Origin of the sequence: Sphingobium cyanobacteriorum (assembly GCF_030580935.1) — a bacterium.
Taxonomy (GTDB): Bacteria; Pseudomonadota; Alphaproteobacteria; order Sphingomonadales; family Sphingomonadaceae; genus Sphingobium; species Sphingobium cyanobacteriorum.
On record NZ_JAUQOM010000009.1, the window covers coordinates 95,419 to 117,263 of the forward strand.

At 63.4% G+C, this 21,845-nt stretch carries 27 protein-coding genes and 1 riboswitch; of the genes, 15 read left to right on the forward strand and 12 right to left on the reverse strand.

All coding sequences use genetic code 11. The features are described 5' to 3' along the window. Positions 1-99 precede the first annotated feature (99 nt). Positions 100-1,029, forward strand: a complete 930-nt coding sequence (locus Q4610_RS16165; RefSeq protein WP_304537000.1) for a LysR family transcriptional regulator — start codon at positions 100-102, stop codon at positions 1,027-1,029. Between the two features lie 281 nt (positions 1,030-1,310). Here the strand turns inward: Q4610_RS16165 and Q4610_RS16170 are convergent, their stop codons facing one another. The 4 genes from Q4610_RS16170 to Q4610_RS16185 form a co-directional block, all read right to left on the reverse strand. Further along, complete coding sequence (locus tag Q4610_RS16170) at positions 1,311-2,111, reverse strand: SDR family NAD(P)-dependent oxidoreductase (RefSeq protein ID WP_304537001.1); 801 nt, start codon at positions 2,109-2,111, stop codon at positions 1,311-1,313. Positions 2,112-2,302: 191 nt separating this feature from the next. Next, positions 2,303-3,661: a cytochrome P450 gene (locus Q4610_RS16175; RefSeq protein ID WP_304537002.1), complete on the reverse strand. Its 1,359-nt coding sequence runs from the start codon at positions 3,659-3,661 to the stop codon at positions 2,303-2,305. 3 nt (positions 3,662-3,664) lie between these two features. Beyond that, positions 3,665-3,985 carry a 2Fe-2S iron-sulfur cluster-binding protein gene (locus tag Q4610_RS16180; protein WP_304537003.1) on the reverse strand — a complete coding sequence of 107 codons (321 nt, stop codon included), beginning with the start codon at positions 3,983-3,985 and terminating at the stop codon, positions 3,665-3,667. A gap of 13 nt (positions 3,986-3,998) precedes the next feature. After that, positions 3,999-5,270, reverse strand: a complete 1,272-nt coding sequence (locus Q4610_RS16185) for a cytochrome P450 (protein WP_304537004.1) — start codon at positions 5,268-5,270, stop codon at positions 3,999-4,001. 198 nt (positions 5,271-5,468) lie between these two features. Between Q4610_RS16185 and Q4610_RS16190 the strand changes: the two genes are divergently transcribed. Beyond that, entirely contained in the window at positions 5,469-6,074 is a 606-nt protein-coding gene (locus Q4610_RS16190) for a TetR/AcrR family transcriptional regulator (protein ID WP_304537005.1), read from the forward strand. A 555-nt stretch (positions 6,075-6,629) separates the two neighbouring features. Here the strand turns inward: Q4610_RS16190 and Q4610_RS16195 are convergent. Then, the gene (locus Q4610_RS16195; RefSeq protein ID WP_304537006.1) at positions 6,630-7,952 is read right to left on the reverse strand and encodes a hypothetical protein; all 1,323 of its coding nucleotides are present in this window, start codon (positions 7,950-7,952) and stop codon (positions 6,630-6,632) included. Between the two features lie 78 nt (positions 7,953-8,030). Beyond that, positions 8,031-9,926, reverse strand: a complete 1,896-nt coding sequence (thiC, locus tag Q4610_RS16200) for a phosphomethylpyrimidine synthase ThiC (RefSeq protein WP_304537007.1) — start codon at positions 9,924-9,926, stop codon at positions 8,031-8,033. A gap of 182 nt (positions 9,927-10,108) precedes the next feature. Beyond that, positions 10,109-10,219: riboswitch (TPP riboswitch) on the reverse strand. A gap of 194 nt (positions 10,220-10,413) precedes the next feature. Between thiC and Q4610_RS16205 the strand changes: the two genes are divergently transcribed. Continuing rightward, positions 10,414-11,004, forward strand: a complete 591-nt coding sequence (locus Q4610_RS16205; RefSeq protein WP_304537008.1) for a glycine zipper 2TM domain-containing protein — start codon at positions 10,414-10,416, stop codon at positions 11,002-11,004. A 3-nt stretch (positions 11,005-11,007) separates the two neighbouring features. Here the strand turns inward: Q4610_RS16205 and Q4610_RS16210 are convergent, their stop codons facing one another. Then, on the reverse strand, positions 11,008-11,637 hold the full coding sequence (locus Q4610_RS16210; protein WP_304537009.1) for a thermonuclease family protein: 630 nt from the start codon (positions 11,635-11,637) through the stop codon (positions 11,008-11,010). Between the two features lie 151 nt (positions 11,638-11,788). Between Q4610_RS16210 and Q4610_RS16215 the strand changes: the two genes are divergently transcribed. Beyond that, positions 11,789-12,205 (forward strand): group II truncated hemoglobin, encoded by a 417-nt coding sequence (locus Q4610_RS16215; protein WP_304537010.1) that lies wholly within the window; start codon positions 11,789-11,791, stop codon positions 12,203-12,205. Here the strand turns inward: Q4610_RS16215 and Q4610_RS16220 are convergent. Further along, positions 12,202-12,504 (reverse strand): hypothetical protein, encoded by a 303-nt coding sequence (locus Q4610_RS16220; protein ID WP_304537011.1) that lies wholly within the window; start codon positions 12,502-12,504, stop codon positions 12,202-12,204. The two genes, Q4610_RS16215 and Q4610_RS16220, sit on opposite strands and share 4 nt — an antisense overlap. A gap of 148 nt (positions 12,505-12,652) precedes the next feature. Here Q4610_RS16220 and Q4610_RS16225 point away from each other — a divergent pair, with 148 nt between their 5' ends. From Q4610_RS16225 to Q4610_RS16245, 5 genes are all read left to right on the forward strand, one after another. Continuing rightward, entirely contained in the window at positions 12,653-13,033 is a 381-nt protein-coding gene (locus tag Q4610_RS16225; protein ID WP_304537012.1) for a RidA family protein, read from the forward strand. 15 nt (positions 13,034-13,048) lie between these two features. Then, entirely contained in the window at positions 13,049-13,405 is a 357-nt protein-coding gene (locus tag Q4610_RS16230) for an ArsC family reductase (RefSeq protein WP_304537013.1), read from the forward strand. Further along, entirely contained in the window at positions 13,402-14,457 is a 1,056-nt protein-coding gene (locus tag Q4610_RS16235) for a glycerophosphodiester phosphodiesterase (protein WP_304537014.1), read from the forward strand. The genes Q4610_RS16230 and Q4610_RS16235 overlap by 4 nt, the downstream gene beginning before the upstream one ends. 125 nt (positions 14,458-14,582) lie before the next feature. Continuing rightward, complete coding sequence (locus Q4610_RS16240) at positions 14,583-15,008, forward strand: RrF2 family transcriptional regulator (RefSeq protein WP_304537015.1); 426 nt, start codon at positions 14,583-14,585, stop codon at positions 15,006-15,008. A gap of 38 nt (positions 15,009-15,046) precedes the next feature. Next, positions 15,047-15,706, forward strand: a complete 660-nt coding sequence (locus tag Q4610_RS16245; RefSeq protein WP_304537016.1) for an MBL fold metallo-hydrolase — start codon at positions 15,047-15,049, stop codon at positions 15,704-15,706. Here the strand turns inward: Q4610_RS16245 and Q4610_RS16250 are convergent, their stop codons facing one another. Beyond that, positions 15,707-16,138 carry an MAPEG family protein gene (locus Q4610_RS16250; RefSeq protein WP_304537017.1) on the reverse strand — a complete coding sequence of 144 codons (432 nt, stop codon included), beginning with the start codon at positions 16,136-16,138 and terminating at the stop codon, positions 15,707-15,709. A 207-nt stretch (positions 16,139-16,345) separates the two neighbouring features. On the opposite strand from Q4610_RS16250, the gene rpmF reads away from it, so the two are divergent. From rpmF to Q4610_RS16275, 5 genes are all read left to right on the forward strand, one after another. After that, complete coding sequence (gene rpmF, locus Q4610_RS16255; RefSeq protein ID WP_304537018.1) at positions 16,346-16,525, forward strand: 50S ribosomal protein L32; 180 nt, start codon at positions 16,346-16,348, stop codon at positions 16,523-16,525. A gap of 68 nt (positions 16,526-16,593) precedes the next feature. Then, positions 16,594-17,619: a phosphate acyltransferase PlsX gene (plsX, locus tag Q4610_RS16260; RefSeq protein WP_304537032.1), complete on the forward strand. Its 1,026-nt coding sequence runs from the start codon at positions 16,594-16,596 to the stop codon at positions 17,617-17,619. Then, complete coding sequence (locus tag Q4610_RS16265) at positions 17,616-18,584, forward strand: beta-ketoacyl-ACP synthase III (RefSeq protein ID WP_304537019.1); 969 nt, start codon at positions 17,616-17,618, stop codon at positions 18,582-18,584. Before plsX ends, Q4610_RS16265 begins: the two co-directional genes overlap by 4 nt. Positions 18,585-18,679: 95 nt before the next feature. Next, positions 18,680-18,976, forward strand: a complete 297-nt coding sequence (gene ihfA / locus Q4610_RS16270) for an integration host factor subunit alpha (RefSeq protein WP_304537020.1) — start codon at positions 18,680-18,682, stop codon at positions 18,974-18,976. Between the two features lie 80 nt (positions 18,977-19,056). Continuing rightward, the gene (locus Q4610_RS16275) at positions 19,057-19,410 is read left to right on the forward strand and encodes a MerR family transcriptional regulator (RefSeq protein ID WP_304537021.1); all 354 of its coding nucleotides are present in this window, start codon (positions 19,057-19,059) and stop codon (positions 19,408-19,410) included. A gap of 9 nt (positions 19,411-19,419) precedes the next feature. Here Q4610_RS16275 and Q4610_RS16280 read toward each other — a convergent pair whose 3' ends face one another. Genes Q4610_RS16280 through Q4610_RS16290 form a run of 3 tightly spaced genes read right to left on the reverse strand, consistent with a single transcriptional unit; the run spans position 19,420 to position 21,035 of the window. Then, positions 19,420-19,821, reverse strand: a complete 402-nt coding sequence (locus Q4610_RS16280; RefSeq protein ID WP_304537033.1) for a hypothetical protein — start codon at positions 19,819-19,821, stop codon at positions 19,420-19,422. Between the two features lie 53 nt (positions 19,822-19,874). After that, positions 19,875-20,597 (reverse strand): hydroxyacylglutathione hydrolase, encoded by a 723-nt coding sequence (gene gloB, locus Q4610_RS16285; protein ID WP_304537022.1) that lies wholly within the window; start codon positions 20,595-20,597, stop codon positions 19,875-19,877. 3 nt (positions 20,598-20,600) lie between these two features. Further along, positions 20,601-21,035, reverse strand: coding sequence for a VOC family protein (locus Q4610_RS16290; protein ID WP_304537034.1), 435 nt, complete (start codon positions 21,033-21,035; stop codon positions 20,601-20,603). A gap of 105 nt (positions 21,036-21,140) precedes the next feature. Here Q4610_RS16290 and Q4610_RS16295 point away from each other — a divergent pair, with 105 nt between their 5' ends. After that, a complete protein-coding gene (locus Q4610_RS16295; RefSeq protein ID WP_304537023.1) occupies positions 21,141-21,842 on the forward strand; it encodes an SIMPL domain-containing protein in 702 nt (233 codons plus the stop codon). The last annotated feature ends 3 nt before the right edge of the window (positions 21,843-21,845 follow it).

A 21,845-nucleotide genomic window follows, 5' to 3' on the forward strand; every position in this document is an offset into this window, starting at 1 on the left:
TTGAAACAGCATCAGGCTGTCGTTGGAGCGGCTTTACGCCTTGCGATAAGTTCGACCCAGAGAGATAAAGCTGGCGCATTCATTCGAGAAAGTGGAACAATGAATTCGCCCGGCACCCCGACATTCGACCAGCTCCGCATCTTTCTCACCATTGTCGACATGGGCAGCTTCGCGGCCGCCGCGCGAAAGCTCAATCGCGCGGTTTCGGTGATCAGCTATGGCATCGCCAATCTGGAAGCGCAGCTTGGCCTGACACTGTTTGATCGCGAAGGTACGCGCAAGCCGCAACTGACCGTGGCAGGACGCGCCCTGCTTGCCGAGGCGCGCAGCATATCGCATGGTTTCGACGGGCTGCGGGCCAAGGTCAAAGGGCTGCTCGACGGCCTGGAGGCGGAGGTTGACCTGGCGGTCGACGTGATGCTGCCGGCCGAGCGCCTGGGCAAGGTGCTTCGCGATTTCGCGACCGCGTTCCCCACGGTCCAGCTTCGCCTGCATGTCGAAGCACTGGGCGCGATCACCGCCATGGTGCTGGATCGCGGTGCGGCGATCGGCATATCCGGGCCGTTGGCCGCTGGTGTCGAGGGCATTGAGTGCATCGCTGCGGGTTCCGTTCCGATGGTGCCGGTCGCGGCGCCCGATCATCCGCTGGGCCGCATGGCGCGCATCCCTCCCGGCGCAGGCCGCGAACATATCCAGTTGGTGCTGACGGACCGTTCCCGCTTCACCGAGGGGCAGGATTATTCGGTGATGAGTCCCAAGACCTGGCGCCTGGCTGATCTGGGCGCGAAGCACGCGCTGCTGCGTGAAGGGATCGGGTGGGGCAACATGCCGCTGCCGATGATCGAACCCGACCTTGTCGATGGCACATTGGTGCGCCTCGTCATGCCGGATCATGTCGGCGGAACATATCGCTTTGCGGGGGTGTGGCGCCGGGACACGCCACCGGGGCCTGCCGCATCCTGGTTGCTTGACCAGTTTGTCGCGCTGGGCGCAGATGACAAGGAACTGGAGGGCATGGGCGATGTCTGACCAGCCGGAGGCCGACCGAAGCGCGGCATGCGTTCAGGCCGGCCGGAGACCTTTCACCGATGGCGTAAAAGCCCGGCAGAATGGGTTCGATACTCTACAACCCGGCGCAGCAGGAACGGCATGCTGTCTCCCGCCGGGTGCCCGCGCCAGGCGTTTCTGAAAGCGGCAGGCGTCGGGAAAACCCAGGGGACCGGCCAGTCCGAACGCGACCAGCATGCCCAGGATCGCATCCGGCCCGACATTCTGCTTTCCGGACATGTTTCACGCATGGAAACATGGCATCAGGCTGTCGGCATATTCCCGCTGGCCATCATTTCGGCAAGCTCGACGGACGTGGACAGGTGAACGGAACTGCCGCCGTCAACCTGAATGATCTGTCCGGTCACGAAACTTGCGCGGTCGGAGGCGAGGAACGCGACCACTTCGCCGATTTCCGACGGTTTTCCGAACTCGCCCAGCACGGTGTGCCTGCGGAAGATGTCCCGCAACTCCGGGGACAGGCCGCGCTTGAGCGATGAGGTCATGATGGGGCCGGGCGCAACCGCATTACAGCGAATTTTATAGGGGCCATATTGAGTCGCAATATAGCGTGTCAGCACTTCTATCGCACCCTTTGAACTTGCATAGGCCGTGGTGAAGAAATTGCCGCCGGTGGCCGTACCGGAACTGATGTTGATGATTGAACCGCCACCGACCTTGATCATTTCCGGTATGCCATGCTTGCACATCAGCATGATGCCACGGGCGTTGATGGCGAAAGTCTTGTCCCATAAATCGATATCCATGTCGGCGACCAGAAGATCGGCGCCCACGGCTGTCCGGGCGGCATTGTTGTCGATCACATCAAGCCGGCCGAACTTCTCGACGGTGAAGGCAATCAACGCCTTGACAGCGTCTTCGCTCGAAACATCGGTGACACAGGAGGCGACGTTATAGCCCTTGTCAGCAAGGGCGCGCGTTGTTGCGACAAGCTCGTCCTCCGCAACGTCGGCCAGCACCACGCTCGCCCCTTCCCGCGCCATAATCTCGGCCGTTTCCGAACCGATGTTGCCGGGGTTGGCCGCCCCGGTCACGATCGCCACCTTGCCGTTCAGTTCTCCACCCTGGGCGCTCATACGCTATCTCCTTTTGTGCCACTCCGGCATTCTATACGTGAAATCGACACATGGCCGCACCACGGCCATGATGTGGGAAACGACGAGCTATCGCGTTTGAATGCGCGGCGTCCTGTCCGGGGGGAGCGATCCTTGCATGCAGCCCCCCGATGAACCCGTCAGTCCCAGAGCACATGGAGTGCGTCCGGCCCCCGCAAATTCATGCCGCGGACGATCGGACGGGGATAGGCAGGATCAAACCTCAGATTGGGCAAATCGAGCATGGCATCAAGCGCCACTTCCAATTCGGCGAGGGCCAGATTCATGCCAAGGCACATGTGCGGCCCAAAGCCGAACGTCAGCAACGGCCGCATTGGCCGCTTCAGCCAAAGACGGTCAGGATCCTCATAGACGTCCGGGTCGCGATTGGCCGACGCGACTGAACATAGGATGCCTGTTCCCTTCGGAATGGAAACGCCGCCAATCTCCAGGTCACGCGCGGCGATCCGGGCGATCGAGGCGGTCGATGGGTCACGCCGCAAGGTTTCCATGACGGCCTTGGGAATCAGCGAGCGGTCCTGGCGCACTTCGTCGAGCACATCGGGATACTCAAGCAGTTGCACCATCATGTTGGCGAAGCTGCGCGTGGTCGTCTCCCCGGCTGCCAACAACAGCATGCGGACGATGTTGGCGATCTGTTCATCGGTGAAGCGGCTACCGTCATGTTCCACCTGCATAAGGTGACCGATGATATCTTCGCGTATCTCACCACGCGCACGATAGTCTTGCACGACCGGAAGAATCGCGTCGTACATGGACTGACCAGCTACCATCGATCGCGGCACGGTAATCGCCGCAACTTCTGGATCGACTTGCGGTGCCCCGACGACCTGGATCGCCCAGCTCGCCAGATTGGACAGCATATCGTCGTCGTGCGGAAAACCGAAATAGGCGTATGCCGAGCGAATGGGGAAAGGCAGGGCGAATTCGCGCACCAGATCCGCCTTGCCGTTCGGGCGCAGCTTGGCCATGAAATCATCCATCACCACAGGACGGATCATCGTGTCCATCTGCTTGCGGATTTCGCTCCGCGTGAATGGCTTCAAGAGCGTGCTGCGGAGCTTGGTGTGCTCCTCCCCGTCCATTGCCACGATCAGCAGATTGTCCACCGCATCGCCGAAACCGTCACCGAACAGATGGTTTTCCCAGTCCTTCGGGTTTTTCAGGACAGCGTGAACGTCATTGTAGCGAAAGAGCGTGACGACAGGCCGCCCGCACATCGTATAGTCGGCCTGGCTGACTGTCTTATACTGCTGTTGCAAGTCCCCGTGCATGACCGGACATTTGCCGCGCATTTCAGCGAGCATCGGGTGAATATCGACAGGCGATGTCCCGGTGTTGCTCCTGGTGACCATTTCATAGTCGGCGACCATCTGATCCAGGTGATCAATCTTGGTGCTATTCATGTCCTGCTCCACATTCTTCGCGTTATTTTGTACACCAACGTCTTCGCCGATAAGGATCGCAATCGGGCACAATTTTTATGTTTGCGAGGCGGGCAACCGTATGCGGACACCATCAAAACTGGCTGTCGCCCTTAGCTGGCAGCCCAGCCTGCTGTCGGCTGTCACATCAATCGCCCCTTCGAGCATTTCGGCTTCATCATCGCCAGGCTCGTCGATCTTGGCGCGCACGCCTTCGTCCAGATAACAATGGCATGTCGCACAGGCCAGTTCGCCGCCACATTCGCCCGTCATCCCAGGCACGCCATTGTCGAGCGCGGCCCTCAGCAACGTTGTCCCTTCCGCCACCTCGACCGGATATTCATTATTGTCGTGGCTGACAAAAACCATTCTCACCATTATTCAGTCCTTCTCACGCCTGCCAATGGAGCGGCAGCGACTTCAGCCCAAGCACAGTACCCGTTTCCCACTTCTCGCCGCCGCGGCTTTCATCGATGGCAAAGTCAGGGATGCGCTTGAGCCACTCCTCGACAAAGATACGCAGTTCGGCGCGGGCCAGAATGGCGCCTGGGCAGCGATGCGTGCCTTTGCCGAACGCCATGTGATCGGTCGGCTTGCGGTCGAGCTGTACCTCCAGAGCATTGTCCCAGCGCGATTCATCGATCCCATGGATCGGCGTCGGCAGCATGATGCGATCGCCCTGCTTCAACTGGACGCCGCCAAACTCGACGTCGCGCGTGACGAAGCGCGAAACGGTCGAGATCGCGTAACGACGCAGGACTTCCTCGATCATGTCGGGGATCTTCTCCGGGTGGGCGACAAGCAATTTCCGATGGTCCGGGTTCCGGGCAAGATGCCGCGCCGTCATGGCCATCATGCCGCCGACCGTATCGAGCCCTCCGAACAGGGCGGTCGTCATATAGCCGACCTGCTCCCCGATGGTGAGCTTTCGCCCGTCGATATCCATGGTGATGATGGCGCTCATCAGGTCATCGCCTGGGCTTTCGAGCCGCTCCACGACCTTCTGGTGCAAATAGGCGTTCATCGACCGCATGGCATCAAGCCGGGCCGCCTCGTCATGCGCCTTCAGTCCGGTATTGGCCAAGGCGATCAGAGTCTCGCGGTCCTCTGCCGGAAGGTTCACCATCCGCAGAAAGAGATCCATCGGCATCTTGAGCGAAAAGTCATGGACGAACTCGCAATGCCCTTGCACGACAATCTCGTCGACAAGCTGTGCCACAAGCTCCTTGGCGCTGGCTGCCAGCGCGATGACACCCTTTGGAGAAAGCGCCAGATTGAGGGGGCGTCGAAGCTGCTTGTGATAGGGGTCGTCCGCCTCGATCGGCAGCAAGTGCGGAACATCGTCCGGGGTCGGAGGCACGCCGATCTTGTGCGCGGAGCTGAACAGTTCCCAGTCCGGGAACGCATCCTCCAGCAAGCGGGCATCATTGATGACCCAATATCCACCGAAATGAGGCGTAAAAAACAGCGGAATGTCGTTATTGACGACTCGTGCCCAGTTCAGGTGGGCATCTTCATCTTCGGGTGAGAAGGTGAAATGATTGAAATCACGAACAAGGTCATCCGGGACATGCTCAGGGACATTGTTCTTCGAAACGACTTGGATTTCCACATTTCCCTCCTCGGAAGAACGCAGTTTTGCAGCGCTCCATTCTTGAATCACACACATTCGAAAGCCCGCGGGAGGCCAGCGCCGACCACGAATCAGAATGCGATGACCGAAGAAAAACTAGACATATTTCTCTAGAATGCAATAGCGTTCGAACCAGAGCGCGCGTCGGAGAATTGACGAGCAAGCCCAAGTCACCCCATGAGCGGGTCAGTTTGCGCGTGTCGGGAGTTGCGCGTACCGGGAGTGTGTATGATCATGTCGAAATTGCCGAAGCAAGATCGCGGGCATGAACGTCGGAACGACATTCTGGATGCGGCTGGCCGTATTCTGATCGAGCTTGGAGAGCAGGGCGTATCCATGCACGCGGTCGCCGCAAGCGCAGGCGCGTCCACCGGATCAATGTATCATTTTTTCCGCAATCGCGGCCAGTTGCTCGACGCTCTTTTCGAGCGCCATCTTGAGAGGATGAAGGCGTTTCTACCGCCCCATTCGCTTGATGCACCAGAGCCTTGGCGCGCCATGTCGGTTGATCAACTGATAGACGGCCTGTTCGGTCAGGCATTGGCCTATTTTGCGCGACATCCCGATGCGATCATCCTGGTCGCGACCAGAGACCTTAGCTTTCCCGCCTTCAAGGAGGTCGTCGCAACCGTACTGAAGCATCGCATGGACGCCAGGAAGGCAGAAGAAGTGGCAAAAATGCTCGTCGCTGTTTCGACGGGAACCTTGCAATATCTCCAGAAACAACCCACGCTTTCGCCCGATATTTTAATCAATCACATTCCGCGCGTACTGGCTTCCTACCTTTCCTCATGTGAGGCACAGCATTGCCTGCCCGATCAGCAGGAGCGCTGATTTTCAGGCCACGCGGGACGGGCGCTCCTGCCGCTAGACTATATCATATTCAGATCACCGGACTTCGCCGCTTTCGCCTGTCGCATGCGCATGAGCGGCCAGCGTGTATACCGTCAGCCAGGGATGAGCGGCACTATTCGGCCTGCCCTTCCCCGGACACGCAATGCCACGCTGCAAATGGCTGGGATCAGAATGATCCGGCCAGCAAACGGATAGCAAGCCCCATGCATTCTCGACGCCCGGATCTGCATTTGCCCAATCCGACCCCGGCATAGATCCGCGCCACCGCCGCTGTGACCGCGTATCTGCGCTGCGTTGCATGGGACTGCCTATCCCCGTCGCTCGCAAGGACGGAGTGGAGCAATCTGGCGTCATCCCGCTCTGACCTGTTTTCATCTGGGCGAACGGGATGCGCCGGGCCGTCCCACCCGTGAGGGCGCTCGATATGTTCGGCGGGCGTCCGGCACTGCGATCGGGGGGAGAGCGTCGCGACGGACAGCGTCGGCCTTTGTGGGACGGATCAGCCCCCTGTCGCGGCGGAAGGCGCGCCAGCGCTCAGGATGCTGGAGCGACCGGACCATCCGGCATTGGAGCGGCCGGCATTGGAGCGGCCGGCATCGGAACATCCGGCATTGGAACAGCCGGCGGCGCGGCAATCTGCGTTACAACATCCGCACCGGGCATGTCCCAACGAGTCATCACGGTGCCGGAGCAGGCATAGGTTGCCGCATTGAGGATCTTGGCAGGCTTCAGCGCCTTGGCAAGATCGGCCTGCTGCCCGGCCAGTGCCTGTCGCGCATCCTCTGGATGGAACGCATAGGCGGTCCCGGAAAATTTCGTTCCGTCGGCAGTTCTGGCTCCAGCGACCGGAATGAAATCGCCGATATAGGCCACATCACCTTCAGCGACATGGAATGTCGGTGCGCCAAAACAATTGGAGCCTCCCATCGGGAGCATCAATCCCGTGTCGGAAATGACGTAATCGCCAGCGGTCAACCTGACAACCTGCACTTCATAGGGCGCTTTGCCCTTCGAACTGTCCGCCACTGTTAGATAGGTGGTCTTGTCGCCCTTTTTCTTCCAGTCCTTGGGCTGGTAGACGAGATCGCGACCAGCGGGATCATAGCGCGCAAATTGCACAAAGGCATGTCCGCTAAACGGTTTGATGCTGCGGCGATAGGCAATGACGACCGCGCCCTCCCCCGGCGCCAAGACGAATGGCACGGTCGGATCGACCTTCTTGCCGAGGAAAAGCGTAGATGGCCCAGCCAATGGCCCATCGAGCGCGAAAGACGGATCGTTGGGTGGCGTGAAGCTGGTTCGCGTCGTGACTTCGCCCTGCACTTCGGTCGCGCCGACGATGCCATTGAAATAGGAGTTGCGATCAGCTTCGCCGAGGGCGGCGACACGAGCGGCTTCCTGCGCCGGCAATTCCACCTGACGCCAGCCCCGGATCAGCAGGCAGTTGCGCCGGTTGGCGCGCCGCTGTTCGCCTTCGATGATGGCGCCGGCAATCAGGCCGCCCAGACCGGCACCCACCCCCGCCGCCAAGGGCGAGATGACTGCCGGATTATAATAATAGGGCACGGTGCCGGATGGCGTGCGCGAACCGCGTGCGATGAGACGACAATCCTGCCATGCCGCATCATAGTCGGCCCGCGTCGCGCCCGGCTTGTTGTAGAAGCGGCTGCCGTTAAGGTCGCGCGCAGAATCGCGCGCGATCTCCTCCGGGCTATCCTTGGGATCTGCCGGCGGGGTCTGCGACACGGGCGTCGCGGCCTCGCCGCCGACCGGAACCATCATCATTCCCTGAGCAAGGAGCGATTCACACGGCAAGGCGACCGCCAGAAGAATGGCGGCAATGGAATGACAACGCACGAAAAACTCTCCCCCGAATCCAACCCCGTGCATCTGCATAATGGGCCAGACGCGCAGGGCAAGCCGGGATCGAAACGATCAGTCGTGGTCGCGTCCCCCAGCCCCCATATAGAGTTCGCTGCCCTTTTCCTTGAACAGGCGGCTCATCTCTTCCATGCCCTTGAGCGCGGCCGCCTTGCTGGCCGCCGCCGTCTCCGCGCCGGTCAGGCCCGCTTCCACGAAACCGTCCGCCGGCTGGTTCTTCTTCGCGGCGAAGTCGCGCACTTCCTGCGTGATCTTCATCGAGCAGAATTTGGGACCGCACATGGAGCAGAAATGCGCGCTCTTGGCGCCCTCGGCCGGGAGCGTCTGGTCGTGATATTGCTCCGCGGTTTCGGGATCGAGGCTGAGGTTGAACTGGTCGCGCCAGCGGAATTCGAAGCGGGCGCGGCTCAGCGCATCGTCGCGGACCTGCGCGGCGGGATGGCCCTTGGCGAGGTCAGCGGCATGGGCGGCGAGCTTGTAGGTGACGACGCCGACCTTCACATCGTCGCGGTCGGGCAGGCCCAGATGCTCCTTGGGCGTGACGTAGCAGAGCATCGCCGTGCCATACCAGCCGATCTGCGCCGCGCCGATGCCCGACGTGATATGGTCGTAACCCGGCGCGATATCCGTGGTGAGCGGCCCCAAGGTATAGAAGGGCGCTTCGCCGCAGACCTGGAGCTGCTTTTCCATATTTTCCTTGATCTTGTGCATGGGCACATGGCCCGGCCCTTCGATCATCACCTGCACATCCTGTTTCCAGGCGCGGTGGGTCAGTTCGCCCAGCGTGTAGAGTTCGCTGAACTGCGCTTCGTCATTGGCGTCCGCGATCGATCCGGGGCGCAGGCCGTCGCCCAGGGAGTAGGCGATATCGTACGCCTTCATGATCTCCGTGATCTCGTCGAAATGGTCGTAGAGGAAGGATTCCCTGTGATGGGCCAGGCACCATTTCGCCATGATCGACCCGCCGCGCGACACGATGCCGGTGACGCGCCTGGCCGCCATCGGGATATAGGCCAGGCGCACGCCGGCATGGATGGTGAAATAATCGACGCCCTGTTCCGCCTGCTCGATCAGCGTGTCGCGGAAAATCTCCCAGGTCAGGTCCTCGGCGATGCCGCCGACCTTCTCCAGCGCCTGATAGATGGGCACGGTGCCGATCGGGACCGGCGAATTGCGCAATATCCATTCGCGCGTGTCATGAATGTTGCGGCCGGTGCTGAGGTCCATCACCGTGTCCGCGCCCCAGCGGATCGACCAGACCAGCTTGTCGACTTCGCTCGCCACATCGCTGGCGACGGCGCTGTTGCCGATATTGGCGTTGATCTTGACCAGGAAATTGCGACCGATCGCCATCGGTTCGGATTCGGGGTGGTTGATGTTGGACGGGATGATGGCGCGGCCGCGTGCCACTTCATCGCGGACGAACTCCGGGGTCACATAGTCCGGGATGGACGCGCCGAAACTTTCGCCGTCGCGGACATAGGAAGCGAGCCGGGCGCGGCCGAGATTTTCGCGTTCCGCGACATATTCCATTTCCGGGGTGATGATGCCGCGGCGGGCATAGTGCATCTGGCTGACATTGGCGCCGGCCCTGGCGCGCAGCGGGCGCTTGACGAGGTTCGGGAAGGGCTGGACCCCGGCTGAGCGGTCCGGTCCTTTCAGGCCATTATCCTCCGGCTTGATTTCGCGCGCGTCATATTCCTCGACATCGCCGCGCGCCATGATCCAGTCGCGGCGCAGCGCCGGAAGGCCGGCCATGATGTCGATGCGGGCGTCGGGATCGGTATAGGGACCGGACGTGTCATAGACGCGCACCGGCGGCTCGCCGCTGGAGGGTTCCAGATGAATTTCGCGCATCGCGACTTTCAGGGGGCCGACATGGATCTTCTTCGACCCGCGAATGGGTCCGGTGGTGACGCGCATCTCGGTGCGGGCGGGGACATCGGCCATGACTATACCTTTCAGACGGAAATGGTGGCGCGGCCGGTCAGGCCGGCGCAGAACAGGGGGATGGTGAAGAGGCCCGTTGCCTGGACGAGGCGCAGGGTCGGAAGGAACATCATGTCCATGGGGCTTGCCGTCCTCCTTTCGCCTCTTGGTCAGGGCGGAGAGCGGGCGCGGATGGCCTTTCAAGGCGCCAGCCGTTCCCTCCCTACGCCGGTCTTATCCGGATCAGGTTCAGCGGGTCGCGGCCACATCAGCCGCCTCTCAACCGTCTGTGGACGGTCCCCCGGGGATCGGGATGCGATAGCGCAAGCAGGGGAAGAGGGAAAGCCCCTTGCGACCGCCGCCTGATGACAGCCGATCCATCCATCCCGCGCGCGCCTGTCGGCCGGCTGAACGGCAGGTTTTGTTCCGTTCATGCAACATCCCCCGACACCGCGGGTTATAGCGTCATGACAGTCCGAACGTCAGAACAAGAAGAAGGAAGCCGATCATGAAGATGATGTTCAAACAGGCGATGACCGCCATGTCCCTGGGGGCCATGGCCCTGACCGGCATCGCCGCCACGCCCGCACTGGCGCAGCCTGGCCATGGCAATCGCGAATATCGCCGCGATGTGCATGAAGCCCGCCGCGACTATCAGCGTGAAGTGCGCGAAGCCCGCAAGGAATATCAGCGCGATGTGCGCGAAGCCCGGCAGGACCGTCGCCAGGATGCGCGCCGGGACTGGCGCGATGACCGGCGCGACTATCGCCGCCCGACGCCGCGCACCGTCTATGCCTATGACTATAACCGGCCCGACCCCCGTTATGGCCGCTATTATCAGCCCAACCGCTATTATCGCACCGGCTATGCGCCGATCCGCGTCGATCGCCGCACCCGCATCTATCGCGGCTATGACGACCGCTATTATTGCCGCCGTTCGGACGGCACCACCGGCCTGATCGTCGGCGCGGCGCTGGGCGGCCTGCTGGGCAGCCAGATCGATCGCGGCCAGTCGAATGTCGCGGGCATCCTGATCGGTGGTGGCGCGGGCGCGCTGCTGGGCCGTGAAATCGATCGTGGCGGGGTAAGCTGCCGCTAACCGCTAACACCAGGGATGGCGGCTGCCGTCCCAGTGCCGGGCCAGTCCTTCGGCGACCAGTCGGTCCCCGATCGACTGGCCTTCGCGCGTCACGATGCGCAGGGTGCGGCCATAGCGATCGGTATCGCGATCGCCGCTCTCCAGCGAAAATGGGCCGTCATTCATCAGCGTCTGCAAGCGCTGCGTCGCCTGCGCCCCCAATGCCCCTTCCGCCGCGCAGCGCGGGCCATGGGTTTCGGGCGTATCGATGTCGGCGATCCGGTATGTCTCGCCCCGGAACCGGAATGTGTCGCCATCCACCACGCAGTTGGCACCGCCGCCATCGTGGCAATAGCCAAAATCGGCGGACAGTTGATCGACAGGCCGATGATCGGCGGGCACGCTCTGCATCGGCGTGTCGATCCGTGGCAGCCCGATCCGCGCCATCCAGCCCGGCCCATACCAGCCCAGCAGCAATCCCAGGCACAGGCAATAGACCAGCGCGGGTCCGCTGATCCCGTTCCGCCGCCTTGGCCGCTGAAAGCGCGCGACATTGCCGGCCCGCCGCGCCTCCGCCCGCCAGGCATGCTCCACCTTGTCCCTGCGCGATCCGTGCGCGCGGCCATGCCCCTGTCTGCCCATATGTCTGCCCATGCCGCCGCTCTAGCGGCGCACCGGCAAACAGTGCGTTAAAGCCGCACCAGCTTATCCCCGATCCGGCGCATCCGCGTTTTGACCGATATCAATGCCGCGCTTTTGCGTTCCGCCATGCTGGGCGGGACCATCCGAAATGGAGCCTGTAACCATGAACGCCGCCGCGCCGCCCAGCCCCTATGCCCGCATCGGCGGCGAGCCGGTCGTGCGCGCGCTCGCCAACCGCTTCTATGACCTGATCGAACAGGACCCGTCCTATGCCGGCCTGCGCGCCATCCACGCCGCCGATCTCGGCCCGGTGCGCCATGGCCTCACCCGTTTCCTGAGCGGCTGGCTCGGCGGCCCGCGCGACTGGTTCGAACGCGGCCCCTGCATCATGTCGCTGCACCGCGCCTTCCCGATCACGCCCGCGCTGGCCGATCAATGGGCGACCGCCATGGCCTGCGCCATTGCCGGGGACGACATGCTCGACCCGCGGATCGGCGACGCCATGGCCGAAGCGCTGGGCCATATGGCGCGCGGCATGATCAATTTCGGGTTGCAGACCGGCGACAGCGCCGCCGCTTAATCCTCGTCCTCATCGTCGGACTGGCCGTAGGCGTCGGCTTCGTCATCCATCGACGGCTCGCCGGCATAGGCATCCATGTCGATCCGGCCGGATCGGTTCATCGCCTCCATCTTCTCGACCAGATCCTCGGTATCATCGGGGATGATCTGCGCCGGATTGGACCGCCCGCCCCGTTCGCTGTCCTCGCTCAGGTCGGTCGACCGCGCCCGCGCATCGTCCGCGACATCCTGCGCCTGCGTGCCGGCATCGGCCTGCTCGCTATTCTCTTCCATCTCATGGTCGGGTGCGGGGCGGTCCATAGTCTTTCTCCGATGACGGGCTGATCCCCCTCCAACGGCTCGCGCGTGCGCCTGTTCCGGGCGCTGTTCGGGCAAAAGCGCTGGACAGGCCGTGCGTCAGGGCGCAAAGGCGCGGATGATCCTTTCGCACTGCAACAGGAATCCCCTCATGTCCCGCCAGCTCATTTCCTCCGGCTCGCCTTTCGAGGCGCAGGTCGGCTATTCGCGCGCCGTCGTCCAGGGCGACTGGTGCTTCGTCGCCGGCACCACCGGCACCGATCCCGAAACCAAGACGATGCCCGACAGCGTGGTGGAGCAGGGCCGCAACGCGCTCAAGGTGATCGGCAGGGCGCTGGAGGAAGCCGGCTTTTCCTTCGCCGACGTGGTGCGCGTGACCTATTATATCACCGACGCGGCCTATTGGGACGTGATGGGCGACATTGCAGGCCCGACATTCGGCGATATCCGCCCGGCCGCCAGTTGCGTGGTCGCGGGCCTCGTCAAGCCGGACATGAAGATCGAAATCGAAGTCACCGCCTTCAAAGGGTAACAGGAGCACCGCATCATGATTACCATGTATGGCATCAAGAATTGCGACACGATCAAGAAGGCCCGCAACTGGCTGGACAATGAACGGGTCAGCTATAATTTCCACGATTACAAGGTCGCCGGCGTCGACAAGGGCAAGCTGGAGGAATGGGTGATGGAACATGGCTGGGAAACCATTCTCAACCGTTCCGGCACCACCTTCAAGGCGCTGGATGCCGGGGACAAGGCGCATATCGACGCGGACAAGGCGATCCTCCTGATGATCACCAACCCCTCGATGATCAAGCGCCCGATCCTCGACACCGGCCGCGAAACCATCGTCGGTTTCAAGGCGACCACCTATGAAAATGCGCTGCAAGGCGTGAAGGCGTGATCGGACGGGGGCTGGAGCGCATCGGGCGGCTGTTGCTGCTGATGGGCCTCATCCCCCTTTCCACCGCCCCTGCGGCCATGGCGTCCGAACCGATCCTGATCGCCCATCGCGGCGCCAGCGGCGAACGGCCCGAACATACGCTGGCCAGCTATGAACGCGCGATCGACCAGGGCGCCGACTATGTCGAGCCGGACCTGGTGCTGACGAAGGACGGCGTCCTTGTCGCCCGGCATGAAAATGAGATCAGCGGCACGACCGATGTTGCCGATCATCCCGCATTCGCCGACCGCAAGACCACGAAAAAGATCGACGGCGTCGAAATGGCGGGTTGGTTTACCGAGGATTTCACCCTCGCCGAACTGCGCACGCTCCACGCCCGCGAGCGGCTGCCCGACCTGCGCCCGGCCAACCGGCGCTTCAACGACCTCTATCAGATTCCGACCTTCGAAGAGATTTTGAAGCTGGTCCGCGCCAAGGAAGCGGAAACGGGACGCCGCATCGGCCTCTATCCCGAAACCAAGCATCCCGGCTATTTCGCGAAGATCGGCCTGCCGCATCAGGCGGCCCTGCTCGACCTGCTCGGCCGCTACGGTTATCAGAGCGAGGCCGACCCGGTGTTCATCCAGTCGTTCGAGGTCGGCAATCTCAAGGCCCTGCGCGCCGCCACCCGCCTGCGCCTGATCCAGCTCGTCGATGCCGATGGCGGCCCCGCCGACCTGCCCGGCACGACCTATGCCGACATGCTGACGGTGCAGGGGCTGTCCGACATTGCCGCCTATGCCGACGGCATCGGCCCGTCCGCCGCGCAGATCATCGCGCCCGAAGGCCCGACCGCGCTGGTCGGCCGCGCCCATGATGCGGGGTTGCAGGTGCATGTCTGGACGCTGCGGATGGAAAACAGCTTCCTGCCGCCCCAATATCAACGCGCCGACGACCCGCAGGGCCGGGGCGACTTTGCCGCATGGGTCCGCGCGATCGTCGCCGCCGGGGTCGATGGCCTGTTCACCGATTTTCCGGGCCAGGCGAAGGCCGCTCTGGAGCCGGCCCGCTGATCAGCCAGCCATGGTCCCAGGCGGGAACATGGTGATCTGCACTCCATCGACTCCCGCGCGAAAACTTCTTTCTCTTCCGCCCGGCCTGACTTGCCAAAGCCGGCGCGGGCGCGAATAACGGTTGCATGCTGTCCCAAAAGACCCGTTACGCCATCCGCGCGCTTCAGCATCTCGCCGACCGCTACCGCCAGGGTCCGGTCCCCCTGAACGAGATCGCGACGCGCCAGAATATTCCGGCCAAATTCCTGACCGTGATCCTGTCCGAATTGTCGCGCGAAGGGCTGGTCGCGACCCAGCGGGGCCGGGACGGCGGCTATTGGCTGGCGCTTGCGCCGGTGGACATCAGCTATGGCGACATCGTCCGGCTGACCCGCGGTTCGCTCGCGCTCACGCCCTGCGCCAGCCGCTTCGCCCATGAAAGCTGCACCAACTGCCTGCCCGAATCGGAATGCCGGCTGCATCGGGTTATGCTGCGCGTGCGCGACGAAACCGCCAAGGTGCTGGACAGCATCAGCCTGGCGGAACCGTTCGCCGCGATGGACGAAGCCTGAGCCTTGCGCCGGGCGCGCGGCTTCGCCACATCAGCATCATGACAACCCCGCCGCTCAAAGCCATCCTCATCCCCGTCACCCCGTTGCAGCAGAACTGCACGCTCTTCTGGTGCACGCAAACCATGCGCGGCGCTTTTGTCGATCCGGGCGGCGACCTTCCGGTGCTCAGGAAGGCGGCGGCCGATCAGGGCGTCACGATCGAGAAGATTCTCGTCACCCACGGTCATATCGACCATTGCGGGCAGGCGGGCGTGCTGGCCCGCGACCTCGCTGTGCCCATCGAGGGACCGCATGAGGATGACCGCTTCTGGATCGATCGGCTGTCGCAGGATGGCGAGCGCTGGGGCCTGCCGGGCGAGAGTTTCGAGCCGGACCGCTGGCTGGGCGATGGCGACCGGGTGACGGTCGGCCAGCTCACCCTGGATGTCTATCACTGCCCCGGCCACACGCCCGGCCATGTCGTCTTTCACCACGCGCCCAGCAAGCTCGCCATCGTGGGCGACGTGCTGTTCCAGGGATCGATCGGCCGCACCGACTTCCCGCGGGGCAATCATCAGCATCTGGTCGACGCGATCACCGGCAAGCTGTGGCCGCTGGGCGGGGACACCGCCTTCGTCCCCGGCCATGGCCAGATGAGCAATTTCGCCCATGAACGCCGCACCAACCCCTTCGTCGCCGATTCGGTGCTGGCGGGGTAGTTACACCTGCGCCGCCAGCACCGGCGGCGCGGGCAGTGCGCGGGTTCCGGCATAGGCCGCCATCAGCGCCGCGATGGCCAGCGCGACCATCACGCCCCAGGTCAGCATCATGCCGCCCGCGCGCCATATGGTCGGCTGGTCCGCATCCATCCCGAACCCATGGGCGACCCGCGCCAGCACATAGGCCAGCGCGCCGATCCACAGCCAGAGCGACGCGCCCAGCGCCATTTCGACCAGCGCGAAGAGAATCAGGACGATCGGCGTATATTCGATATAATTGGCGTGCGCCCGCATCCGCCGCGCCAGCAGCACATGGCCGGCATCGCCGTGCAGAATCTTGTCCTTGATACGGAAACGCGCGCAGCGAATCGCCAGCCACAAGTTCAACAAAGCGCAGGCAGCGGCGAATGTCAGCGTGATCGGCAGCACCATGGTCAAATCCCCCTTATCCGGCGCTTGCCACCCTAAAGCACCGGGCGAAAGGGGCAAGAAGCACTTGCGCCTCCGACAAAAAGCGCTATAGGCGCAGGGCTTCGCGATCACCCGGGCCGCATGGGTCTGCGGCGCCGTTGGCGTCGGCAGCTTTTCGGATACCGGCCAGTCGCACAACCTGATTAGTATATGGAATAAGGTGCCGACATGGCTGTCCCCAAGCGCAAGACTTCTCCTTCCAAGCGCGGCATGCGTCGCAGCCATGATTCGCTGCGCGTCGAAGCATTCAACGAATGCTCCAACTGCGGTGAACTGAAGCGCCCACACAATCTGTGCGACGCCTGCGGTCACTATAACGGCCGCGAAATCCTCGCCGTCGGGGCGTAAGCCTTTTTCTCTACTCCGCAAAGGGGTGAACTAAAGTGTCAGGCCAACCGCGAATCGCAATCGACGCGATGGGCGGGGACGAAGGCGTGCGCGTGATGATGGCTGGGGCCGCGCTGGCCCGCCGCCGCCATGATGGCCTGCGCTTCACCCTGTTCGGCGACGAGGAGCGGATCAAGGCGGCGCTCGACCATCACCCCAATTTGCGGGCGGCGTCGGACATCGTCCATGCCGATACGGTCGTCGACGGATCGGACAAGCCGAGCGTCGCGATTCGCAAGAAAAGCAGTTCCATGGCCATGGCCATCGCCGCCGTGAAGGCCGGCGATGCCGGGGCAGCCGTCTCCGCCGGCAATACCGGCGCGCTGATGGCGATGGCCAAGCTGGCGCTGCGCACCATGCCGGGCGTCGATCGCCCCGCGCTCGCCGCGCTGCTGCCCACGCTGGGCGACAATGACGTGGTCATGCTGGACCTGGGCGCCAACACCGAATGCGACGCCCGCAACCTCGTCCAGTTCGCGGTGATGGGCGCGGCCTATTCGCGCATCGCCTTCGACCTCGACCGGCCGCGCGTGCGCCTGCTCAATATCGGCACCGAGGAACTGAAGGGCACCGACCAGATTCGCGACGCCGCCGCCGCCCTGCGCGCCGCCAGCAACCTGCCGCTGCAATTTGACGGCTTCACCGAAGGCGACAAGATCGCGCGCGGCGACGCCGACGTGATCGTGTGCGACGGTTTTTCCGGCAATGTCGCGCTCAAGACGGCGGAGGGCACCGCCCGCTTCGTCACCGATGTGCTGCGCAAGGCGTTCACCAGTTCGATCCGGTCCAAGATCGGCTTCCTCATTTCGAAGCCGGCCATGTACATGCTCAAACATCATCTCGACCCCAACAACCATAATGGCGCAGTCTTTCTGGGCCTGAATGGCGTGGTGGTGAAAAGCCATGGCAGCGCCGATGAAAAGGGCGTGGCCAACGCCGTCCATGTCGCCGCGCGGTTGCTGGAGGAGGATATCACCCGGCGCATCGCCGCCGACATGGCCAGTGTCCAGTCGCTGTCCGACGCCGCATCCAAGCTGGAGCAGCCCGTCAAGTGATCCGCCGGTCCATTTTGCTCGGCACGGGTTCCGCCCTGCCCGTCCGCGCGGTCAGCAATGCCGAACTGGCGCAGACTGTCGACACCAGCGACGAATGGATTGTCGAGCGCACCGGCATCCGCAACCGCCATATCGCCGGCGACGGCGAAACCACCGCCACGCTGGCGACGCAGGCCGCGCAAGAGGCGCTGGCGGCGGCGGGCCTCGCCGCGCAGGACATCGACCTCATCATCCTGGCGACCGCGACCCCGGACCAGACCTTTCCCGCCGCCGCGACCAAGGTGCAGGCGGCGCTCGGCATCGACGACTGTGTCGCCTTTGACGTGGCGGCGGTCTGCTCCGGCTTCCTCTATGCCCTGACCGTCGCCGACAGCATGATCCGGTCGGGCGCTGCCCAGCGCGCGCTGGTGATCGGGTCGGAAACCTTCAGCCGCATCCTCGACTGGGACGACCGCGCCACCTGCGTCCTGTTCGGCGACGGGGCCGGAGCGGTCGTGCTGGGCGCGCAGGAGAGCGAGGATGGCCAGCGCGGCATCCTCGCCGCCAAACTCCATGCCGATGGCCGCCACAACCAGTTGCTCTATGTCGATGGCGGCCCGTCCACGACCCAGACGGTGGGCAAATTGCGCATGAAGGGGCAGGAAGTGTTCCGCCATGCGGTGGTGAACCTCGCCTCGGTGCTCAGGGAAGTGATGGAACTGGCGAAGCTGACCCCGGCCGACATTGACTGGCTGGTGCCGCACCAGGCCAATGCCCGCATCCTCGACGCGACCGCGCGCAAGCTCAAATTGTCGCCCGACCGGGTGGTGGTGACGGTCGATCGCCACGCCAACACGTCGGCCGCCTCGGTCCCGCTGGCGCTCGACGTTGCCATGCGCGACGGGCGGATCAAGCCCGGCGACCTCGTCGTGCTGGAAGCGATGGGCGGCGGCTTCACCTGGGGCGCCTGCGTCCTTCGGGTTTAACCTGTAGCAAGTGCTTGCCAAAGCAGCGCGAATCGCTCACATTTCAAAATGGTCATCCGGGGAGAGGATGACTGGATCAGAAAGTGGGGAATGCGATGAGCGGCAGTGGCACCTTGACGCGCGCGGATCTGGCGGAAAGCGTCAACCGGCATGTCGGCCTGTCGCGGGCGGAGGCCGCCGCGCTGGTCGAATCGATCCTCGAACATATGTCGTCGGCGCTGGAACGCGGCGAAAATGTGAAGATTTCGAGCTTCGGCACCTTCGTCCTGCGCGACAAGACGCAGCGCATGGGCCGCAATCCCAAAACCGGCGTCGAAGTGCCGATCGAACCGCGCCGGGTGCTGACCTTCCGCGCCAGCCAGACGATGCGGGACCGCGTCGCCTCGATCTGATACGGCAGCGCGCTTTTCCAATATTACCATATCGTTACTCTTGTTGACCTTTGGTCCGCTATGGGTGCAACATCGGTGCCATGGAAAAGGAAGAGGGTGCATTTCTGACCATCAGCGAGCTGGCCGGCGAGCTTGGTCTTCCCCAGCATATATTGCGCTATTGGGAAACGCGCTTTCCCCAATTGCGTCCGCTGCAAAGGTCCGGGAACCGGCGCTATTATCGCCCCGGCGACGTGGCTCTGGCGCGTCACATCCACCGGCTTCTCAATGTCGAGGGGTTTACCGTGAAGGGCGCGCAAAAGGCGCTGGGCGAAGCGCGGCGCGCGGCAACGCCCGCTCCCCCGCCTCCCGTCGATGCGCCGCTGAGCGACGCTGCGCTGCTGGCCCGTCTCGAAACCATTCGCGCCGACCTGGCGCGCGCGATCGGCGCCTGATCGCGCGCCTTACGGCCTGGGCGTGCGATAGGGGATGAAGTCGCCCAGGGCACAGGCGCCGGTCTGCATCCCCGTCTGGAGATTGGCGGTCGTGGTGAAATCACCCCGGCACATCTGCGCCCCGAAACTGCGTACGATCATCGTGTCGCCATAGGTCAGGCCGCTGCAACTGCCGATCAGTTCATTCTTGTACACCAGCTTCCGGCTGACCTTGTAAAGCAGCACATTGCCGCTGATGACCGTCAGGCTGGTCTGCGGCGCGCGGTTGATGCAACTGACCTTCTCGCCCGCCACCTTGCCGGCCAGCGCCTTGTCCAGTTCGGCTGCCTGTCTGTCGGTCAATGGCCGGGGTTGGTAGCTGCCCGTACAGGCCACCAGCAGCAAAGACGGCAATAGCATCCAGGCGCGCATCGTCACTCTCCGCTTCGTCATGGTCACAGGACGGCACCATAGGGCAAAAACCGTCAGGCCGCATCCTTTGCCGCGCGCCGCGCCGCCAGTTCGCCCACGTCGCGGGCGCGCATGAAGATGTTGGTCGCCCGCTCCGCGCCGATGCTGGTCGGCACCGTCGCCTCGCCCCGCGCGCGCGCCGCCTCGACCGCCGCGACCCGCGCCACCAGCGCTTCATTGTCCGGTTCGACGGTCAGGGCGAAACGGCCGTTGGAGAGCGTATATTCATGCGCGCAATAGACCCTCACATCGTCGGGCAGCGCCGCCAGCCGCGCCATGTTGGCGAACATCTGCGCCGCCGTCCCCTCGAACAGCCGGCCGCAGCCCATCGCGAACAGGGTATCGCCGACGAAAATCATGGCATCACCGGCCAGATGATAGGCGATATGCCCGGCCGTATGGGCGGGCACGGCCATCACCTGCGCGACATGATCGCCGATCCGCACCCTGTCGCCTTCGCCCACGGTCCGGTCGAGCGTGCCGATCTTGTCCGCCTCCGCCGCCGGTCCGGTGATCAGGCAGCCGGTCGCCGCCTTGATCGCCGCATTGCCGCCGACATGATCGCCATGCCAATGGGTGTTCCAGATCTGGCCGATGGTCCAGCCGCGCGCGGTCGCGGCCGCCAGCACCGGATCGGCTACCGCCGGGTCGATCGCCACCGTTTCGCCGCTGGCGTCGTCATGCAGCAGCCAGACATAATTGTCGTGGAGCACGGGGATGCGGACGACCTCCAGCATGGCTTACCAGGTCCCGATATTGGGCATCGACGCCCAGGGTTCGGCCGGCGCCAGCCGCCCGTCCTGCAACAGTTCGATCGAAATATTGTCGGGCGTCCGCACGAACGCCATATGCCCATCGCGCGGCGGGCGGTTGATCGTCACGCCCGCGTCCATCAGTCGCTGGCACGTCTCATAGATATTCTCGACCTGATAGGCGAGATGGCCGAAATTGCGTCCGCCATCATAGGTTTCGGCCGGGCTGCCATCGCGCGGCGGCCAGTTGTAGGTCAGTTCGACCTGCGAATCCTCATCCCCCGGCGCGGCCAGGTAAACCAAGGTGAAGCGGCCCTGTTCGCTGTCGAAACGCTTGACCTCTTTCAGCCCCAGCAGTTCGAAAAAGGCTTTGCTCTTGTCCACGTCGGTCACGCGGATCATGCTGTGCAGATATTTGGGCAAGGTCATTCTCCGTTCGTCGCCATAAAGCAACGGTTCATCTCAGGAGTGGCAGATACCAGCCCAAGATAAGGTCGCGTACCCCCGGACGAAAGAGGAAAGCGGAATATGGACAACAGGGACAGGATTTTACTGGGCAGCGCGGCGCTGCTCGCCTTTGGTCTCATAACCGGCGGCTATCTGCTGGGCGACGGGCTGACGAGAGCCAAGGCGGCCGATCGCTCGGTCACGGTGCGCGGCCTGGCGGAAAAGGATGTCACCGCCGACTTGGCCACCTGGTCGATCAGCTATGCCGCCACCGGCTTCGACCTGCCCACCGTCCGCGCCGAAATAGACAATAATACCAAGGAGTTACAGGCATATTTCAGGAGCATCGGCTTCCCCGCCGACGCCCTGACGCCGGTGGGGGCGGGGGTGAACCAATATCTCAACAATGGCGTCAACACGATCACAATCACCCAGCGGATGCTGCTGCGCACCACCGACATCGCCCGCGCGCAAAAGGCGGTGGCGCAACAGTTCGACCTCGTCCGGCGCGGCGTCACGCTTCAGGAAGGGTCGGGCATGAAATACAGCTTCACCAGGCTGAACGACGTCAAGCCGACGATGGTGGCCGCCGCCACCCGCGACGCCCGCGCCGCCGCCGAACAGTTCGCCAAGGATTCAGGCGCGGGCGTGGGTGGCATCAAGAGCGCGACCCAGGGCTATTTCTCGATCGACGCCCGCGACGGCGAGGGCGGCGACGGTGGCAGCGACACCCCGTACAAGAAGGTGCGCGTCGTCACGACGGTCGATTTCTATCTGAAATAGCTG

Coding starts and splice junctions, on each gene's coding strand:
- Q4610_RS16165 (WP_304537000.1), top strand. CDS start 100: ATGAATTCGCCCGGCACCCCGACATTCGACCAGCTCCGCATCTTTCTC.
- Q4610_RS16180 (WP_304537003.1), bottom strand. CDS start 3,985: ATGGTGAGAATGGTTTTTGTCAGCCACGACAATAATGAATATCCGGTC.
- Q4610_RS16190 (WP_304537005.1), top strand. CDS start 5,469: ATGATCATGTCGAAATTGCCGAAGCAAGATCGCGGGCATGAACGTCGG.
- thiC (WP_304537007.1), bottom strand. CDS start 9,926: ATGGCCGATGTCCCCGCCCGCACCGAGATGCGCGTCACCACCGGACCC.
- Q4610_RS16205 (WP_304537008.1), top strand. CDS start 10,414: ATGAAGATGATGTTCAAACAGGCGATGACCGCCATGTCCCTGGGGGCC.
- Q4610_RS16210 (WP_304537009.1), bottom strand. CDS start 11,637: ATGGGCAGACATATGGGCAGACAGGGGCATGGCCGCGCGCACGGATCG.
- Q4610_RS16215 (WP_304537010.1), top strand. CDS start 11,789: ATGAACGCCGCCGCGCCGCCCAGCCCCTATGCCCGCATCGGCGGCGAG.
- Q4610_RS16220 (WP_304537011.1), bottom strand. CDS start 12,504: ATGGACCGCCCCGCACCCGACCATGAGATGGAAGAGAATAGCGAGCAG.
- Q4610_RS16225 (WP_304537012.1), top strand. CDS start 12,653: ATGTCCCGCCAGCTCATTTCCTCCGGCTCGCCTTTCGAGGCGCAGGTC.
- Q4610_RS16230 (WP_304537013.1), top strand. CDS start 13,049: ATGATTACCATGTATGGCATCAAGAATTGCGACACGATCAAGAAGGCC.
- Q4610_RS16240 (WP_304537015.1), top strand. CDS start 14,583: ATGCTGTCCCAAAAGACCCGTTACGCCATCCGCGCGCTTCAGCATCTC.
- Q4610_RS16245 (WP_304537016.1), top strand. CDS start 15,047: ATGACAACCCCGCCGCTCAAAGCCATCCTCATCCCCGTCACCCCGTTG.
- Q4610_RS16250 (WP_304537017.1), bottom strand. CDS start 16,138: ATGGTGCTGCCGATCACGCTGACATTCGCCGCTGCCTGCGCTTTGTTG.
- rpmF (WP_304537018.1), top strand. CDS start 16,346: ATGGCTGTCCCCAAGCGCAAGACTTCTCCTTCCAAGCGCGGCATGCGT.
- plsX (WP_304537032.1), top strand. CDS start 16,594: ATGGGCGGGGACGAAGGCGTGCGCGTGATGATGGCTGGGGCCGCGCTG.
- ihfA (WP_304537020.1), top strand. CDS start 18,680: ATGAGCGGCAGTGGCACCTTGACGCGCGCGGATCTGGCGGAAAGCGTC.
- Q4610_RS16275 (WP_304537021.1), top strand. CDS start 19,057: ATGGAAAAGGAAGAGGGTGCATTTCTGACCATCAGCGAGCTGGCCGGC.
- Q4610_RS16280 (WP_304537033.1), bottom strand. CDS start 19,821: ATGCGCGCCTGGATGCTATTGCCGTCTTTGCTGCTGGTGGCCTGTACG.
- gloB (WP_304537022.1), bottom strand. CDS start 20,597: ATGCTGGAGGTCGTCCGCATCCCCGTGCTCCACGACAATTATGTCTGG.
- Q4610_RS16295 (WP_304537023.1), top strand. CDS start 21,141: ATGGACAACAGGGACAGGATTTTACTGGGCAGCGCGGCGCTGCTCGCC.